Origin of the sequence: Pseudomonas morbosilactucae (assembly GCF_023241715.1) — a bacterium.
GTDB classification, from domain to species: Bacteria; Pseudomonadota; Gammaproteobacteria; order Pseudomonadales; family Pseudomonadaceae; genus Aquipseudomonas; species Aquipseudomonas morbosilactucae.
This window is the reverse complement of sequence record NZ_JALQCW010000023.1, coordinates 1-16,275: the sequence shown is the minus strand read 5'-3', so window position 1 is coordinate 16,275 and position 16,275 is coordinate 1. Positions and strand designations below refer to the sequence as shown.

The 16,275-nt window shown below is 63.2% G+C and carries 13 protein-coding genes; 7 read left to right on the top strand and 6 right to left on the bottom strand.

From position 1 onward, the window contains the following. Positions 1–11: 11 nt before the first annotated feature. Both M1B34_RS11185 and M1B34_RS11180 read right to left on the bottom strand, forming a co-directional pair. Complete coding sequence (locus M1B34_RS11185) at positions 12–1,382, bottom strand: MFS transporter (RefSeq protein ID WP_268265165.1); 1,371 nt, start codon at positions 1,380–1,382, stop codon at positions 12–14. A 133-nt stretch (positions 1,383–1,515) separates the two neighbouring features. Continuing rightward, complete coding sequence (locus M1B34_RS11180; protein WP_268265164.1) at positions 1,516–1,956, bottom strand: GNAT family N-acetyltransferase; 441 nt, start codon at positions 1,954–1,956, stop codon at positions 1,516–1,518. Positions 1,957–2,130: 174 nt separating this feature from the next. Here M1B34_RS11180 and M1B34_RS11175 point away from each other — a divergent pair, with 174 nt between their 5' ends. Then, entirely contained in the window at positions 2,131–2,751 is a 621-nt protein-coding gene (locus M1B34_RS11175; protein WP_123332003.1) for a TetR/AcrR family transcriptional regulator, read from the top strand. A 68-nt stretch (positions 2,752–2,819) separates the two neighbouring features. Here the strand turns inward: M1B34_RS11175 and preA are convergent, their stop codons facing one another. The 3 genes from preA to hydA form a co-directional block, all read right to left on the bottom strand. Further along, on the bottom strand, positions 2,820–4,106 hold the full coding sequence (gene preA, locus M1B34_RS11170) for an NAD-dependent dihydropyrimidine dehydrogenase subunit PreA (RefSeq protein WP_268265163.1): 1,287 nt from the start codon (positions 4,104–4,106) through the stop codon (positions 2,820–2,822). Beyond that, complete coding sequence (locus M1B34_RS11165; protein WP_123332007.1) at positions 4,107–5,474, bottom strand: NAD(P)-dependent oxidoreductase; 1,368 nt, start codon at positions 5,472–5,474, stop codon at positions 4,107–4,109. A gap of 196 nt (positions 5,475–5,670) precedes the next feature. Beyond that, on the bottom strand, positions 5,671–7,110 hold the full coding sequence (hydA, locus tag M1B34_RS11160; protein ID WP_123332009.1) for a dihydropyrimidinase: 1,440 nt from the start codon (positions 7,108–7,110) through the stop codon (positions 5,671–5,673). Positions 7,111–7,733: 623 nt separating this feature from the next. Here hydA and M1B34_RS11155 point away from each other — a divergent pair. From M1B34_RS11155 to msrA, 6 genes are all read left to right on the top strand, one after another. Continuing rightward, on the top strand, positions 7,734–9,221 hold the full coding sequence (locus tag M1B34_RS11155; RefSeq protein ID WP_123332011.1) for an NCS1 family nucleobase:cation symporter-1: 1,488 nt from the start codon (positions 7,734–7,736) through the stop codon (positions 9,219–9,221). 200 nt (positions 9,222–9,421) lie between these two features. Beyond that, complete coding sequence (locus M1B34_RS11150) at positions 9,422–10,693, top strand: Zn-dependent hydrolase (protein WP_268265162.1); 1,272 nt, start codon at positions 9,422–9,424, stop codon at positions 10,691–10,693. 276 nt (positions 10,694–10,969) lie between these two features. After that, complete coding sequence (locus M1B34_RS11145; RefSeq protein WP_268265161.1) at positions 10,970–11,524, top strand: hypothetical protein; 555 nt, start codon at positions 10,970–10,972, stop codon at positions 11,522–11,524. 337 nt (positions 11,525–11,861) lie between these two features. Beyond that, positions 11,862–13,931 carry an ATP-binding cassette domain-containing protein gene (locus tag M1B34_RS11140; RefSeq protein ID WP_268265160.1) on the top strand — a complete coding sequence of 690 codons (2,070 nt, stop codon included), beginning with the start codon at positions 11,862–11,864 and terminating at the stop codon, positions 13,929–13,931. Further along, positions 13,928–14,986 (top strand): ABC transporter substrate-binding protein, encoded by a 1,059-nt coding sequence (locus tag M1B34_RS11135; RefSeq protein WP_268263764.1) that lies wholly within the window; start codon positions 13,928–13,930, stop codon positions 14,984–14,986. The genes M1B34_RS11140 and M1B34_RS11135 overlap by 4 nt, the downstream gene beginning before the upstream one ends. Positions 14,987–15,003: 17 nt before the next feature. Next, the gene (msrA, locus tag M1B34_RS11130) at positions 15,004–15,453 is read left to right on the top strand and encodes a peptide-methionine (S)-S-oxide reductase MsrA (RefSeq protein WP_268265211.1); all 450 of its coding nucleotides are present in this window, start codon (positions 15,004–15,006) and stop codon (positions 15,451–15,453) included. Positions 15,454–15,542: 89 nt separating this feature from the next. On the opposite strand, the gene M1B34_RS11125 is transcribed toward msrA, so the two are convergent. After that, positions 15,543–15,815 carry a hypothetical protein gene (locus tag M1B34_RS11125; protein WP_268265159.1) on the bottom strand — a complete coding sequence of 91 codons (273 nt, stop codon included), beginning with the start codon at positions 15,813–15,815 and terminating at the stop codon, positions 15,543–15,545. Positions 15,816–16,275 lie beyond the last annotated feature (460 nt).

The window sequence follows — 16,275 nt, the reverse complement described above, 5'->3', positions numbered from 1 at the left end:
ACTCCATAGGGTCAGGGGGCTAGGGCCGTTTGCTTGCGTTGTTCAATACGCTGCAGCAGGTTGCGGTAGCTCTGTTCGTCCAGGGGGTAGAACAGCACGAAGACAAAACCCAGGGCGAACATCAGGGCGGGCACCAGGGTCATCATCAGGGTGATGGCGTTGATGGCCTGGGCATCCACCTGGGCCGCCGAGTAGCCCGACAGTTGCAGCAGCAGGCCAGCCAGGCCGCCGCCCAGTGCCATGGCGATCTTGGTCACGAAATTGAAAAAACCATAGATCGCGCCCTCGGCCCGGTGGCCGTTTTTCCATTCGGCGTATTCCACGGTGTCGGCAATCATCGACCACATGGCGACGAACCCGGCACCCAGGGTGATGCTGTACAGGCCGATGCAGATCATGGTCAGGGGCAGGTTGTGATTGGCGAAGAAGTACTGGATCAACAGCCCGCCGATGCCCAGCAACAACACGCCGAGGGTCATTTTCTTCTTGCCCAGCCCTGCAATGAGCGTCTGCGAAAGCAGGGTGCCGAGGATGTAGGCAGCGGTCTGCAGGGCGAAGAACAGCGGGCTGAAACCCTCGTCGCCGATCACGTACTTGATGAAGTACACGGCGATGGCCATCCACAGGGTGTAGGCGATGTAGAAGAACAGGGTGAACAGCGACAGGTGGATCAGCGGCAGGTTATCGAACACCGCCCGCAGCATGTCGCGCAGCGAGGGTGAGGGCCTGTCCTGGCGTGTATCCACCCGTTCCCGGGTCATGCCGAAACAGGCGATCAGGCAGAAGGTCGCCAGGAGGGCGAACAGGCTGACCGCGAAGACGTAGCCGTCCCTGGGTTCGGTAAACAACGCCACCAGACGCTCGGCGCTGGTGGCCACGATCAGGTAGCCGATCACCGCCAGCACAAAGCGGTACACCGACAGTGAGGCCCGGGAACCTTCGTGCTGGGTCATGCGGTTGGTGAGCGCCGAGTAGGGCGTGTTGACGGTGGTGTAGGCCAGGCAATAGAGGGTGTAGCTGATCAGCGCGTAGGTGAATTTGAGCTCGATGTTCCAGGCGCTGAAACACAGGATGCTCAAGCCGGCCAGGGGCAGGGCGCCATACAGCAGGTAGGGGCGCAGTTTGCCGTGGCGACTGTGGGTGCGATCGACGGCATAGCCGACAAGGATATTGAACAGGGCATCGATTACCCGGGCTATGACGAAGATCAGGCTGGCCTCGGCGGCGGACAGTCCATAGATGTCGGTGTAGAAATACAACAGGAACAGCGAGACGAAACCGAAGGACAGGTTACAGGCCAGATCACCCAGGCCGTAGCCGATCTTCTCTTTGGCACCCAGGACCACATAGCTCTCGGTGATCCTGGCGGTTGGCGTAGTCATTATTGTTGTCCGCAGCAAGAGGAGCGCTGATTCTAAGAACTCCGGCTGTGGGCGACTTGTCGTTATTTGTGCGAATGCTGGGGCATTTTTGTGTCGCTGCCGAAGGGGGCGAGCCACGCCCCAGGCCCGGGCTTCAGGAGGTTGCCAGGCGCATGTGGATGACTGGAAATGGCCGGCCTTCGCCGTCGGTTTCCGAGCGTGCGTACTCGACGAAGCCGTAGTGACGGTAGAAACCATGGGCTCTGGGGTTCTGTTGGTTAACGTCGACGCTCAGGTGCTCGTGCAGGGTTTTGACATGGTCCAGTAACTGGCGGCCGATGCCCTGGCCGAGTTGGGCCGGTTCGACAAAGAGCATTTCAACCTTGTCGGCGGCCCGGGCGATAAAGCCGCCGGGGCGGCCATCGGGGTTGTCCAGCACCCACACTTCCAGGCCCGGCAGGTAGGCATCGCGCACCAGGGGGTAAAGCAACTGGATGTCCGCTTCGTCTAAAAAGTCATGCGTGGCGCGTACCGAGCGCAACCACAGCGTGGCCAGCGGCACATCGTCACTGGGGCGGCGGGGGCGAATGGGCATGGGCAGGTTCCATCGGGTCAGGGCAGGACGGGCGCTGCGCTTGAGGCGGCCCGAGGGTGTGCGGGCGTGAATGCTACCCCCGGTGTTTCCACTGGGGAAGGCATGCTCAGGAAGTTTCGTAGTTGTACGAGGCTGGATGCTAGTCTTGCCTAACGCTGTTGCCAGGGAGCCCATATGGGCAATCACAAGATCGAGATTCGTCGCAGTAACGTTGAAAAAATCCTCCTCGGCGCCGAGAAAGTCTTCGCCGAAAAAGGCTATGCCGGCACGGCCATGGCCGATATCGCCGAACAGGTCCAACTGCCGCGTTCCAACCTGCATTACTACTTCAGCACCAAGAGCGAGCTGTACAGCGCGGTGCTGTTCGATCTGCTGGAAGTGTGGAAACAGGACGCGTTGTGCTTCGAGATGTTCGATGACCCACGGGTGGTGCTCAGCAGCTACATCCGCGCCAAGATGAACCACTCCCGCAGTCGGCCTTACGGTTCGAAAGTCTGGGCCAACGAAATCATCCACGGCGCGCCAACCCTGGGCGAAGCGCTGGATGCCAGCCTGTATGACTGGGCCAAGATGAAAGAGGCGAAGATCCGGCAGTGGGTGGAGGACAAGCGCATCCTGCCGGTGGAGCCGTCGAGCCTGCTGTACATGATCTGGGCCTCGACCCAGCACTACGCCGACTTCGATCATCAGGTGATGATACTCAACGACCACCAAGCGCTGTCGGACATGCAGTTCGAACGGGCCGTGCAGACCGTCACCAGCGTCATCCTTCGGGGTATAGGGTTGGAGCCATAGAAGCAGCGGCAAGCGACAAGCGGCAAGTGGGCTCCAGGCTTGCCGCTTGCCGCTTGTAGCTGCTCTTACTACTTACCGCTTGCAGCTGCTTCCCTGTAAGGATTGCGCGGGTCGTGCAGCCAGTCGAGAAAGGGCTTGCCCGTGTCCTGGGGCACCATCTCGATGCAGTCCTGCACGGGGCAGGTGATCTGGCACAGGTTGCAGCCCACGCACTCATCGTCGATCACTTCATAGTGATGGGTGCCGTCCGCCTGCTTGAGGCTGGCAATCGCCTGGTGCGAGGTGTCTTCGCAGGCGATGTGGCAGCGGCCGCAGCCGATGCAGGCGTCCTGGTCGATCTTGGCGATGACCTGGTAGTTGATGTCCAGGTACTTCCAGTCGGTGGTGTTGCCCACCGCGCGCCCGGAGAAGTCTTGCAGGCTGTGGTAGCCCTGGCTGTCCATCCACCGCGACAAGCCGTCCTTCATCTCTTCGACGATGCGAAAACCATGGAGCATCGCCGCCGTGCACACCTGCACCGCGCCGCAGCCCAGGGCCACGAATTCCGCTGCGTCCCGCCAGCTACCGATGCCGCCGATGCCGCAGATCGGCAGGCCGTGGGTCTGCGGATCGCGGGCAATTTCCGCGACCATGTTCAGGGCAATCGGCTTGACCGCCGAGCCGCAATAACCGCCGTGGGTGCTCTGGCTGCCGACCATCGGGTGGGCCACCATGCGCTCCAGGTCGACGCTGGTGATGGAGTTGATGGTGTTGATCAGCGACACCGCGTCCGCCCCGCCGCGATAGGCGGCGCGGGCGGCGGTGCGGATGTCGGTGATGTTCGGCGTGAGCTTGACGATCACCGGCAGCGAGCAATAAGTCTTGCACCAGCGAGTCACCTGCTCCACGTATTCCGGCACCTGGCCCACCGCCGCGCCCATGCCCCGTTCCGGCATGCCATGGGGGCAGCCGAAGTTCAGTTCGATGCCGTCGCAGCCGGTGGCTTCCACCAGGGGCAGGATGGTTTTCCAGGATTCTTCGACGCACGGCACCATCAACGAAACGATCAAGGCGCGATCCGGCCAGTCCTTTTTCACCTGGGTGATTTCCCGCAGGTTGATCTCCAGGGAACGGTCGGTGATCAGCTCGATGTTGTTGATGCCCATGACCTCGCGGTTGGGCCCGAAGTGCGCGGAGTAACGGGACGAAACGTTGACGGCCGCCGGGTCCTCACCCAGGGTTTTCCAGACCACGCCACCCCAGCCGGCCTCGAACGCGCGGACCACGTTGTAGGCCTTGTCGGTGGGCGGCGCGGAGGCCAGCCAGAATGGGTTGGGGGCTTTGATACCGGCGAAGACAATCGAGAGATCGGCCATTTACGCAGCCTCCACATTGAGCATGAGTTGGGCATGCATGGCTTCTGCGGCCAGCTTGCCGTGTTGCACCGCCTGTACGGTCAGGTCCTGGCCGAGGCTGACGCAGTCGCCGCCGGCGTACACCCCGGGCAGGCTGGTGCGCAGTTGTTCGTCGACCTGGATGCGCTCGCCGGCGCGTTTCAACTCCCGCGCCAAGGGGTCGCTCAGGGCCGCACCGTCGAAGCCTTGGCCGATGGCCTTGAAGATGGCGTCGGCTGCCAGTTCGAAGGTTTCCCCGGTGGTCTGCAGGCGGCCCTCGGTGAGGCGGGTACGGGCAAAGCGCATGCCGCGCACCTGGCCCTGGTCGTTGAGCAACACCTCCTCGGGGGCGGCCCAGGTCAGTAGTCGCACCTGATTGGCCTTGGCAATGTCTTGCTCATGTTCGGTGGCGCCCATTTCTTCGAGGCCACGGCGATACACCAGGTTCACGTCGCGGGCGCCGAGGCGGGCCATTTGCACGGCCATGTCGATGGCGGTGTTGCCGGCGCCCAGGACGATGCAACGGTCTGCCAGGGGCAGTTGGCTGAGGTCGTCGGCCTGGCGCAGTTCACGGATGTAGTCGGTGGCGGCCAGGAGGCCGGGGGCGTCCTCGTGGGCCAGGCCCAACTGCTTGCTGGCGGCCAGGCCGAGGCCGAGGAACACCGCGTCGAATTGCTGGTGCAGGTCGGTCAGGGTCAGGTTGTCGCCGAGCTTCTGGCCATGGCGGATTTCGATGCCGCCGATCTGCAGCAAAAACTCCAGCTCCTTCTGGGCGAAGTCATCCACCAGCTTGTATTTGGCGATCCCGTATTCATTCAGGCCGCCGGCTTTTTCCCGGGCTTCGAAAATCACCACGTCGTGGCCGTGCAACGCACAACGATGGGCGCAGGACAGCCCGGCCGGGCCGGCCCCGACCACGGCGATCCGCTTGCCGGTGGCCGCCGCACGCTGGAACGGGTGCTGGCTGAAGTGCGCGTTGTCCACGGCGTAGCGTTGCAGCAGGCCGATCAGCACCGGGGCGCATTCCTCGGCGTTGTTTCTGACGCAGGCTTGCTGGCACAGAATCTCGGTCGGGCAGACCCGGGCGCAACTGCCGCCGAGGATGTTGGCCGAGAGAATTTTCTGCGCCGCGCCCTGCACGTTGTCGGTGTGGATATTGCGGATAAACGACGGAATGTCGATGTCGCTGGGGCACGCATTGACGCACGGTGCGTCGTAGCAATACAGGCAGCGCGAGGCTTCCAAGTGCGCCTGGCGGGCGTTGAGCGCGGGGGCCAGGTCGGTGAAATGGCCAGCGAGGGTGGCCCCGTCCTGAGAGGGATGGGGCAAATGGTTCAGGGTCTTGATCACGGTTCAGGCCTCACGGTTTTTTATCGGCTGCCTCTGACGGGCATCTGCTTGGCGTTACACACAACATCGCTTTAGGTAGGAGCTGGCTTGCTGGCGAAAAGGGCCTTGGGCCTTGTGTTGCCCTTGAGGACGCTATCGCTGGCAAGCCAGCTCCTACATAAGCCAGCTCCTACATAAGCCAGCTCTTACACAAGGATCAGCGTTTGACGGCGGTCGGTTTGTGCAGCTCGGCGCGTTTGCTCAGCAGGTCGAACACGGCCGGGTAGGCCGGGCGCTCGATGTAGCGCCCGGCACCGCGTTCGGCCCGCAGGTCGCCGTCGGCCCAGACCAGCTTGCCCTGGCTGATGGTGTGGCTGGGCACGCCGCGTACGGTCTTGCCTTCGAAGATGTTGAAGTCCACCTGCTGGTGGTGGGTCTTGGCGGAAATGGTCCGCGTGCCTTGCGGGTCCCAGAGCACCAGGTCGGCGTCGGCGCCCACGCGGATCGCGCCCTTGCGCGGGTAGAGGTTGAAGATCTTCGCGGTGTTGGTGGAGGTCAGGGCGACGAACTCCTGCATCGACAGGCGCCCGCTGTTCACCCCTTCATCCCAGAGCACCGCCATGCGGTCTTCGATACCGGCGGTGCCGTTGGGGATCTTGCTGAAGTCCTCACGGCCCGCGGCTTTCTGCTCGGCGCAGAAGCAGCAGTGGTCGGTGGCGGTGGTGTGCAGGTTGCCCGATTGCAGGCCGTGCCACAGCGCTTCCTGGTGGCCACGGGGGCGGAAGGGCGGGCTCATCACGTAACCGGCGGCGGTCTGCCAGTCCGGGTCGCGGTACACGCTGTCGTCCAGCAGCAGGTGCCCGGCCAGCACTTCACCGTAGACCGGCTGGCCCTTGCTGCGGGCGTAGGTGATTTCGTCCAGCGCCTCTTTGGTCGAGACGTGCACCAGGTACAGCGGTGTGCCCAGGGTTTCGGCAATGCGGATGGCTCGGCTGGCGGCTTCGCCTTCGACCTGGGACGGACGCGACAGCGGGTGGGCTTCCGGCCCGGTGATGCCCTGGGCCAGCAACTTGCGCTGCAGGTGGTAGACCAGCTCGCCGTTCTCCGCGTGCACCGTGGGCACGGCGCCCAGTTCCAGGCAGCGCTCGAAGCTCGCTACCAGGGTGTCGTCGGCGGCCATGATGGCGTTCTTGTAAGCCATGAAGTGCTTGAAGCTGTTGATCCCGTGCTGGCTCACCAGCTCAGCCATTTCCTCGCGGACCTGCTCGCTCCACCAGGTGATGGCGACATGAAAGCCGTAGTCGCTGGCGGATTTTTCGGCCCAGCCGCGCCACTGGTGAAAGGCCTCCAGCAACGACTGCTGCGGGTTGGGAATCACGAAGTCGATGATCGAGGTGGTGCCACCGGCAAGGCCCGCGGCGGTGCCGCTGAAAAAGTCCTCACTGGCCACGGTGCCCATAAACGGCAGTTGCATGTGGGTGTGGGGGTCGATGCCACCGGGCATCAAGTATTGGCCGCTGCCGTCGAGCACTTCGCATGCGGCGGGAATGTCCAGGTCGGTACCGATGGCCTGGATCACACCATTGGCGCACAAGACATCGGCTTTATAACTTTCATCATGGGTAATAACGGTGGCGCCACGGATCAACAAAGACATGCCGAGTTCCTCGCAGGCTTGACCGGCTTATGCCGGTTCTAAGTGTTTTGTAATGAGCATGCTGAGGGATTTTTTATTCCTGTCAGCGGTGTCAGGAATAAAAACTAGTCGCTGTTGGAAGAATGATCAAGATTATTTTTCATAAGCTTATATCGTTATTAAGTTATTGAAAAATAACGATAAAAATACAAAATCCGCAAAATGGTGCAGCCGTTCACCATTTTGACGCACTTGACAGGATCCAAATATGGTCAAGATTTCCTATGTGAAATCAGCTGCTTGAGGGGTGCTTGCCGCCTATAGGAAAGTGTTGAAAAAAATACCTGTGCACCAGATTGAGTCCTGACTGAACGGACAACTTGCCTTGCATTCGGCCTGAGTGGAGAGGCAACTAACCGAGGGCTGCTTAGTTGCACGGATAAAACTGATTAACATCAGTTGTTTACATGGATTTCAGTGATTCGGCAGAACCGTCAATGGGCAACCCGGCACGTTTATTGAGTGCCGCCGCTGACAGGTTGGCCGGTGGCTGAAAGTCGTAAGTTCTCCGGCCATCGTCCGGCTCGCGGTCCCCCCGCCAGCCGCCTGATGAGCAAAATAATCAAAAGAACAGTGGAGCGGCCATGCAACAGAACAGATCTCAAGTGACCGAGCGCGACGGCCTGTACGAGCTGGACGCCGGCAGTGATGTACTCGACAGCCCCCGTTACAACCACGACATCGCCCCGACCAAGGTCGCGGAACGCACCTGGAACAAATGGCACATCACCGCATTGTGGGTCGGCATGTCGATCTGCGTGCCCACCTACACCCTGGGCGGGGTGCTCACCGCCTACTTCGGGCTGTCGGTGGGGGAGGCGCTGCTGGCGATCCTCCTGGCCAACGTCGTGGTCCTGATCCCCCTGACCCTCAACGCCTTTCCCGGGACCAAGTACGGCATTCCGTTCCCGGTGCTGCTGCGTTCGTCGTTCGGCATCATCGGCTCCAACGTGCCGTGCCTGATCCGCGCCCTGGTGGCCTGTGGCTGGTTCGGCATCCAGACGATGTTCGGCGGCCTGGCCATCCACCTGTTCCTCGGCTCGGTCTTCGAAGGCTGGAAGGCCCTGGGCGGTACCGGCGAGGTGATCGGCTTCATGATCTTCTGGGCCCTCAACCTGTGGGTGGTGCTGCGCGGCGCCGAGTCGATCAAATGGCTGGAAACCCTGTCTGCACCCTTGTTGGTCCTGGTGGGCGCGGGGCTGCTGGTGTGGGCCTTGCCGAATGTCTCGCTGACCGAGTTGCTGGCCCAGCCGCCCAAGCGTCCGGAAGGCGCCAGTGTCACCAGTTACTTTATGGCCGGGCTCACGGCGATGGTGGGTTTCTGGGCCACCTTGTCGCTGAACATTCCCGACTTCAGCCGCTACGCGAAAAGCCAGAAGGCGCAGATTCTCGGGCAGATCTACGGCTTGCCCCTGACCATGTTCCTGTTCGCGGCCCTGGGCGTAGTGCTGACCGCCGCCTCGGCCAAGCTGGTGGGGGTGACCGTCTCCGACCCGGTGAGCCTGATCGGGCATATCCAGAGCCCGGGCTGGGTGGCCGTGGCCATGGCGCTGATCATCATCGCCACCCTGTCGACCAATACCGCCGCCAATATCGTCTCGCCCACCAATGACTTCCAGAACCTGGCACCGAAGCTGATCGGGCGCACCAAGGCGGTGATCCTCACCGGCCTGGTGGGCCTGGCGCTGATGGCCCACGAACTGCTGAAAAAGCTCGGCCTGCTGGTCTCCGACGTGAGCCTGGAGACGGTCTATTCCAACTGGCTGCTGGGCTATTCGAGCCTTCTGGGGCCGATCGCCGGGATCATGGTGGTGGACTATTTCATCATCAAGAAACAGCAACTGGACCTGCCCGGGCTGTACCGCGACGACGTCTACCCGGCGTGGAACTGGAACGGCTTTATCGCCTTCGGTGTGCCGGTGGTGCTGACCCTGCTGTCCCTGGGCAGCGACCTGTTCAGTTGGTTCTACAGCTACGGCTGGTTCACCGGTTCGGCCCTGGGCGGCTTGCTCTACTACGGCCTGTGCAGCCTGCGCAGCCCACAGACCGTGGCCGTCAAAACCCCAGTATGAACCCAGCCGCCACTCGTGCAGGCCCGCCGTGATGTTCAGCGTCACGGCGGGGGCGGGACGCGGAGCTCGGGAATCAGAAGCCGGGGCGTCGCTGGTTCCCACGCTCTGCGTGGGAATGCCCCCGCGGAGCAGGATCAGAAAACAATGAACACCCAGGCGTAGCCTGGGAACCATCAGAAAAAAAGCCTGAGGAGATCACCATGAACGCTGCCGTAGAGGTTCTGCAATCCAGCCATCAGCACATCAACCGCGACCGCCTGTGGCAGTCGCTCATGGAACTGGCCCAGCTCGGTGCCACGGTCAAGGGCGGGGTCTGTCGCCTAGCCCTGACCGACCTCGATCGCCAGGCTCGGGATTTGTTCGTGAAGTGGTGCGAGGAGGCCGGGTGCACCGTGACCGTGGACGGCATCGGCAATATTTTCGCCCGTCGCCCCGGGCGCAATCCGCAACTGCCGCCGGTGATGACCGGCAGCCATATCGACACCCAGCCCACCGGCGGCAAGTTCGACGGCTGCTTTGGCGTGCTGGCCGGGGTGGAAGTCATGCGCACCCTCAACGACCTCAAGCTGGAAACCGAGGCGCCCCTGGAAGTGGTGGTCTGGACCAACGAAGAGGGCTCGCGCTTTCCGCCGTGCATGATGGGCTCCGGGGTCTTTGCCGAGAAGTTCACCCTGGAAGACACCCTGGCCAAGACCGATGCCGACGGCGTGACCGTGGGCGATGCGCTCAATGCCATTGGCTACGCGGGTACGCGCAACGTCAGCGGGCACGCGGTGGGGGCGTATTTCGAAGCGCATATCGAGCAGGGGCCGATCCTCGAGGATGAGCGCAAGACCATTGGCATTGTCCTCGGCGCCCTCGGCCAGAAGTGGTTCGACCTCAAGCTGCGCGGCGTCGAAGCCCATGCCGGGCCGACCCCGATGCACCTGCGCAAGGACGCCCTGGTGGGGGCCGCGGCGGTGGTGGCGGCGGTCAACCGCGCCGCCCTCGGCCATCAACCCCACGCCTGCGGCACCGTGGGTTGCCTGCAAGCCTACCCAGGCTCGCGCAACGTGATCCCCGGTGAAGTGCGCATGACCCTGGACTTCCGCCACCTGGAGCCGGCCCGCCTGGATTCGATGATTGCCGAGGTGCGCCAGGTGATCGACAGCACCTGCGAAGAACACGGTCTGAGTTTCGAACTGACGCCGACGGCCGACTTCCCGCCGCTGTACTTCGACCCGGTGTGCGTCGAGGCCGTGCGCGGGGCGGCGCAAGGCCTGGGCCTGTCCCACATGGACATCGTCAGCGGCGCCGGCCACGACGCGATCTTCCTCGCGGAACTGGGCCCGGCGGGCATGATCTTCGTGCCGTGCGAAGGCGGCATCAGCCACAACGAAATCGAAAACGCCGACCCCGACGACCTGGCGGCCGGCTGCGCCGTGCTGTTGCGCGCCATGCTCGCCGCCTCCCAGGCCATCGCCCAGCGCTGAACTGTAGGAGCCGGCTTGCCGGCGAAGACGCCCGCCAGGCATGCACCGCCCAGGCCGACGCCTTCGCTGGCAAGCCAGCTCCTACCGGGGGCCTGGGGTGTTTTCACGAATCGGCCCACACCACCAATCCCGTAGGAGCCGGCTTGCCGGCGATGGGGGCCGCCAGGCATGCGCCGCCCAGGCCGACGCTTTCGCTGGCAAGCCAGCTCCTACGAGGGCATCGTGAGCCGCTTTGCCTGGCGTACACTGGCGAACTTTTCGCACTGGATGTCGACTATGCACAGGATGGCGCTCTGTCTGGCCCTGGCGCTGAGCCTGGGGGGGTGTATCGATTACAAATGGGGCCACGACTGGAAGGCCGACAGCCTCGGCGGTTGGCAGGACGCCAGCAAGGAAAGGTATGAACAAGGCACCTCGTTCAAGCTCGCCTGCGGGCCCGAGCCGCTGTATGTGAAAGTGACATCCGCGCCGTCCCACCACCTGATGTCGTTGCTGTTCATTCCCCTGGTCCCGGCGGCCACCGGCGATGACAACCACCTGAGCATCAACGCCCGCTACCCCAGCCTCTCGGCCTGCTCGTCGGCGGCGCAGAACCCCCTGGTGATCAAACTGGACAACCGGGTGATCAGCAATATCGGCTACGTGGCCGGCAACCAGGCGGGCAGTTGCGAGCTTCGGCTGGACGAGCGCGAGTTGCAGGGCGAGCGGGTGTCGATCGAGGTCAATCAGGCCGTGCTGCCTTGCGCCGTGGCGCCGCTGACCTTGAAGAAAAACAGCTTCTTCTGCCTGCGGCAAACCCAGTACGGCGGTTCCAAGCCCTGTAACCGTTAATACCGGTCAGCCGCACGAACCTAAGCTAATTCCTAAAAAGTATTTATTTTCTGTTTGTTAGATCGATTAGCTTTTAGCGACTTTCCTGTCTCCCAGAAGGTTCGCCCCCATGCGCCTGCCCTTTGCTTTGCGTCGTAGCGTGTCGATCACCGCCCTGGCCGCCCTGGATACCGCCAAGGTGGATGCCCGGGCCGTGCAGTTGTGGAGCCCGAAATCGTTGTAATTGACCGTTAGATCGCTTTCGCCTGTAGGAGCCGGCTTGCCGGCGAACAGGTCCCCCTCTTTTTTCTTGTTCACCGCTGGCTACGCCATCCCGCGTCTGGCGTCAGGAGTTCCCGTGTCTGCCGTTCACCCCCAACAGGCTTTCGCCGTCCCGCCCCCGGCCGCCACGCCAGCGAACCACACCGACGTGGTGCTGGAACTGCGTCAGTTGACCAAGACTTACGGCCGCCGCCGCGGCCAGAGCGCGCCGCCGGCGGTGCAGCAGGTCAGCCTCAAGGTGCGCCGTGGCGAAGTGCTGTGCCTGATGGGCACGTCCGGCAGTGGTAAATCGACCCTGTTGCGGCATATCAACCGCTTGATCGAGCCCAGCAGCGGCGAGGTGCTGATCGACGGCCAAGCCATCAGCCAACTGTCGACCCAGGAATTGCGCACCCTGCGTTCGCGGCGCATCGGCATGGTCTTCCAGCATTTCGGCCTGCTGCCCCATCGCACGGTGCGCGACAACGTGGCCTTGCCCCTGGAGCTGCGCGGCGTCGCCGAAGAGTCGCGTCAGGCGGCCGCCGATGTGCAACTGCAGGCTGTGGGCCTGGATGGCTGGGGCGACCACTACCCCCATGAGTTGTCCGGCGGCATGCAGCAGCGGGTCGGCCTGGCCCGGGCGCTGGTGACCGAGCCGGACATCCTGCTGATGGATGAACCCTTTAGCGCCCTCGACCCGACCATTCGCCGTGACCTGCAGCAGCACTTTCTGCGCCTGGTGCGCGAGCGTGGCATCACCACCTTGCTGGTGACCCACGACCCGGCCGAAGCCTTGCGCTTGGCGGACCGTATCGCGGTGCTGCGCCACGGGCGGCTGATCCAGGTCGGTACGCCCGATGAGCTGCTGGAGCATCCCGCCGATGCCGAGGTGGCGGATTTCTTCCAGGAACACGGCGCCGTGGCGGTGACGCCGACCCTGGCCACCCCGGCCAACCCGCTTCCCGCGGCCAGCCCCGACAGCTCGGCGTTCTCCCGAGGCCAGGCGCTGTTGCTGGGGCCTGCCGCGTTGGCCGCAAGAGGCCGTGGCGCCCTTTACTGGCTGGGCTTTGGCGTGGAGCTGGCGGCCTTGGCCGCGTTGGCTCATGGCCTGCTGCACAGCGCTTTTGCATGGGGTCTGTTGGGCGTGCTGGGGTTGCTGGCGAGCCGCTGGGCCAGCGTCCACCTGGCGTCGCGCCCGAGTCGCCAGGGCCGTTCCGATGCCCTGTTGCCCGCCCTGGTGCTGTTGCTCAGCCAGGGGCTGGTGCTGTGGCGGGTGCTGACCCCCGAGGCCAGTGGCCCGCTGCTGCAATTTCCTGCGGATCGCCAGGCCTTGCTGGCCACTGCCGAGGCCATCGACCAACTGATCGGCTGGTCCCAGGTGACCTTCGAGTCGAGTTTTGTCGGGGTGATCGTGGCTGTACGCACGGTGATTGAAAGCATTGAAAACCTCCTGGGCTGGCTGCCTTGGCCGGTGGCGGCCCTGGCCCTGGTGTTCCTTGCCTGGCGTTCCGCTGGCTTGGCCCTGGCCCTGACCAGTGCGGCCGCGTTGTTTTACATCGGCCTGTTCGGCTTTTGGGAACGGACCATCGCCACCCTGGCCCTGGTGGGCGCCTCGGTGCTGATCTCGCTGCTGATCGGCGTGCCGGCAGGCATTCTCCTGGCCAAGCGGGCCCTGGCCCGGCGCCTGATCACGCCCTTGCTGGACGTCATGCAAACCCTGCCGACCTTCGTCTACCTGATCCCGGCGGTGGCGTTCTTCTCCGTGGGCAAGACCCCGGCGGTGATTGCCACGGTGATCTTCGCCCTGGCGCCGATGATCCGCCTGACCGCCCTGGGCCTGCAGGAAGTGCCGAAAAATGCCGTGGAAGCGGCGGTGGCCCACGGTGCCACGCCCTGGCAGACCCTGACCAAGGTCGAGTTGCCCCTGGCCGCCGGTTCGCTGCTGCTGGGCATCAACCAGACCATCGTCATGAGCCTGTCGATGGTGGTGGTGGCGGCGCTGATCGGCGCCGGTGGCCTGGGCTACGACGTCATGACCGCATTACGCAACATCAAGGGCGGCGAGGGCATGTTGGCCGGTGTGGCCATTGTCTTCTGCGCGCTGATTCCCGATCGCATCATCCAGTCGACCTTGCGCAAGCGAGACCAGGCGTTCAATCACAAGTGAGGTGTTTCTTGAGCAAGTCATTCTTCCGTTCCTTCGGCGTGGCCACCGCGTTGGCCAGCCTGATCGCCGTGCCAGCCCTGGCCAAAGACAAGATCGTTATCGGCGAGCAGAACTGGACCGGCGCCATCGCCATCCAGAACATCCTCGGCGAGGTGATCAAGACCCGCCTCGACGGCGATGTCTCCTACCTCGCCGGCGACGTGGCCGTGCTGTTTGCCGCGGCGTCCAAGGGCGATGGCTCGGTGGACGTGCTGACCGATATCTGGCTGCCCAACCAGTCGGCGGCCTGGGCCAAATACGTCACCGGCCCCAAGCCGACCCTGGTGCCCAACAAACGGCCCTACGTCGGTGAGCAGGGCTTCTACATCCCCGGGTACCTGCAAGACAAATACGGCGTGAAGTCGGTGTACGACCTGCAAAAGCCTGAAGTGGCCAAGCTGTTCGAGCCCCTGGGGGGCGGCAAGGCCCAGTTGCTGGTCGGCCCGGCGGGCTGGGAATCGACCTACATCGGCCAGATCAAGGCCAAGGATTTCGGCTTTGCCAATCAATTCGAATCGGTGTCCACCGAGGCTTCGGTGACCTACGCCAAGCTCGCCACCGCCTACAAGGCCCAGCGCGGCGTGGTGTTCTACGCCTACACCCCGGACTGGATCTTCTCCGCCTTTGACCTGCGCCGCCTGGAAGAGCCGGCATTCGACGGCTACGCCCAGGACAACAAGAAAGGCGACCCGTTGTACAAGGCCGACGGTTGCTGGAAATTCATCAGCCCGACGGTGGACGCCGATTGGCTGAACAAGAGCCAGATCACTTGCGCCTACCCGGACGCCAAAGTGCATGTGCTGGCCTCCGTCGCCCTGCAGAAACGCGCGCCACGGATCGCCGCCTTCCTGGAGAACTTCAGCATCGAGCCTAACGTGCTGAATGACTTGATCCTCAAGATCGAGAAAGACAAACAACCGGCCGACGTTGCGGCCAAGGCCTGGGTCCAGGCCAACCCGGCGGTGGTGGATCAATGGCTGGGCGCCAGCGGTGAAAAAGTCGGGGCCATTCAGTGAGTCAGGCGTTGAATCCGATCACTGGCATTGCCACGGCAACCTTCGGCGCCGGCTGCTTCTGGGGCGCGGAAGCCGCGTTCCGGGCGCTGCCCGGGGTGCTCGAAAGCCGCGTGGGCTACGCCGCTGAAGCCGCGGACGGGGCGTTGCAGATCGAGGTGGTGCAGGTGGATTTCGACCTTCGGCGCGTGAGCTACACGGCCTTGATCGAGCACTTCTGGGGCCTGCACGACCCGACCTCGGTGGATCGCCAAGGTGAACATGATGGGGCGAAATATCGCTCCGCGATCTTCCACACCGATGCCGAACAGGCCGAACAGGCGAGGGCGGCCAAGGTTGCCCTGCAAGCGTCTGGGCGTCTCAACAAACCCGTGGCCACCGTGATCCTGCCCCTGGGCCGCTTTGACCTGGCGGATGAAGAGCACCAGCGTTATCTGGAGAAGAATGGTTTGAGCAGTTGTTCGGTTTGAGAGTCGTAAGCTGGAAGCCGCAAGCCGCAAGCCGCAAGCTTGGAGCTTGGAGCTTGGAGCTTGCGGCTTCACAGCCTAGCGCCTCGCTCTTATCCAACCCTCCACTGAATCACTTCCAGCACCGCGCAACCTTCTCGTGTCAGCAGGTGCACGCCACGGGTGATGCGGGTCAGGTCGCAATCGCTGATGTCTTTCAGTTTCAGGGTGGACAGGCTGTCCATCAGGTCGCGGACCACGGTGAAACGGTGGGCGGCGCTGCTGGCCAGGTCGCTCAAGGGGGCTTCGGTGTCGAGGTAGAACACCGGGTGTTCGGTGTCGTGGGTGTCGATGGGGGTGAAGCGGGGGAGGTGATGGTCAGTCATCGGTGCAGCTCCATTTTTCAGAGCAATCACCTTTTTGCCGATTGGGAGGAATAGGGCGGTGGAACGCGGAAAGACTGGCCGGAGGCAGGACAGCAGTGCACCAGAAGGTGTCCCGCGCATCACCGTCATGCCCCTCGATCGCTGGCGCAAAAAGCGACTGCAATGATGGTTTGATAGTCGATGCGTTCCTATATTCGACCGGCCAAGGTCGTTCGCGGATTGGGTTGCGAGGGGGGACTATAGGAGCGACGTCATAGCGCTGCAACAGGGTGGTTGGGGAGATGTTTGAGGGCTTGTTTCGTGGTGTTGGTGGCTGGTTTTGGTGAGGGGCATATCCGTTGCTGCGGGTTTGGTGGCTGGCGGTTTCGTCCTTACGGCGAGGGGGTGGGGTACATATCCGTTGCTGCGGGTGTGGCGACTTACGGTTTCGCTCTTACAGCGACTCACTTTTTTCAAACGC